The sequence below is a fragment of the Streptomyces niveiscabiei genome, from assembly GCF_001419795.1.
Lineage (GTDB): Bacteria > Actinomycetota > Actinomycetes > Streptomycetales > Streptomycetaceae > Streptomyces > Streptomyces niveiscabiei.
The window spans coordinates 1-1,643 of the sequence record NZ_LIRL01001274.1 but is presented as its reverse complement, the minus strand read 5'-3'; the positions used below and the strand labels follow the sequence as shown (position 1 = coordinate 1,643).

Here is a 1,643-nt window from a genome sequence, read left to right as displayed (position 1 = left end):
GGCGCAGCAGGTCGTCGCCGCCCTGCACCTCCCACAGGCGCAGCGTGCAGTGCGCGTACTCGGCCCACAACTCGGGGTCGGCGGCGGCCTGTTCGTCGCGCTCGGCGGCGCCGCGCAGCAACTGCACGGCGTCGATGGCATCTTGGATCATGCCCTCGCGGTCGAAGCGTCCGATGAGCGTGCGGGCGCGCACCACGACCGGGTGCGTCCGGCGCTCGACGAGCGCCCCGATGCCGGGCTGTTCGTAGTGCGGGGGCAGCGGCATGAACCGCCTGAGCACCCGCGCGGCGACCTCGGCGAACGGCTGCGGGACGGGCGGGGCGGCGCGGTCGTCGTCGCCGGGCGCGTACGGCCGTCCGGCGCCCCCGTCGCCGAGCTGGGCCAGCGCGAGCGCGGGGAAGTTGGGGCCGCCCTTGCCGAAGCGCTGCTCGATGTACTCCGAGGTGTGCTTGAGGACGAGCATCGCCTCGTCGCGGCCGAGCCTCGACAGGAGGGCGTCGCGGATGTCCGGTTCGATCTCGTACCACTGGGCGCCGTCGCCGTCGAGGTCCTCGCCGGCCCGCGCGACCAGGCCGCCCACCAGGACCTCGGCGAGTTCGGCGGGGCCCGAGCCGGGGAGCATCGTGCGCTGCACGAGCTGCATCACCGGCAGGCACAGGGGGGCCGCCGCGAGGTACACGGCGAGGCGTCCGGCGGTCGGCGAGGCGCTCGCGCTGAACCGGCTGACCCGCTCCAGCGCGGTACGCCGCCGGTCCGCGCGGGCGGGCGGGGCGGGCTGCTGGTCGGCGCGGACCCAGCCGACCGCGCCGGGTACGGGGCCCGAGCCGGCGCCCGACAGCAGGCGTGCCCAGGCGCCGAGCGCGACCGGCTCGGGCGGCAGCACCGGGACGGGCAGCGCGCCCGGCTTGCGGACCTCGCCGGCCGTCCGTACCCGCAGGGCGCCACCGAAGGTCTCGGCGCGGCTCAACTCGCCGAAGGTGACCGGGAGTCGGGTGCGGGCCCACATGCGCTGCGGGAGGGGTTGCAGGACGGCCACCGGGCCCTGTCCGGAGAGGTGGTGCAGCAGGCGGTGCGCTCTTCCGCTGTGCCACAGGGGACCCGCGCAGTCGCTGACCAGCACCACGATCCTGCGGCCCGTCGGATCGCTCAGCCGCTCCGCCGAGTTCAGCGGCGCGGCCTGTGCCTCGGGGCTGGGGCTCACCGTCGGCTCGCCGTCGGGGCCCTGGTGCAGGAAGCTCGTCTGGATGTCCGAGAACGCGCCCAACTGGCCGAAGACCTGCTCCAGTTCGTCGAACATGCGGTGCCAGACCCGCATGGACGAGGACGCGTCGAGGACGAGCTGGAGCCGGGCGTCCCTGCGGGTGACGGCCCGGTGCACGGGCAGGATCAACCCGCCCGCCTGCGCGCTGAGTTCGGCGGTGGCGGCCTCGTCGAGGACGGTCCTGAGCGGCGGCGCCGGGCTCCGGTAGCCCTGCAACCTCCGCAAGGCGCGCTGGAGTTCGAGGGGCGAAGGCAGGACGGGGGCGGCGGGAACACCGATGCTGAGCGCACCCGCGCGGGCTTTCCCGGCGTTGCGGGGCATCGGGTAGAGGCTCACCTGACCGTCCAGCACGGGCCGCTTGGGGGGCCGTTGGACCTCAGGG

Annotated in this window: 1 protein-coding gene; it reads right to left on the bottom strand. The window is 75.4% G+C overall.

Annotated elements, in window-relative coordinates; translation table 11 throughout:
- Window positions 1-1,643: SAV_2336 N-terminal domain-related protein (locus AOK24_RS43040; protein WP_276206898.1), on the bottom strand; the 1,643-nt coding region annotated here is incomplete at both ends.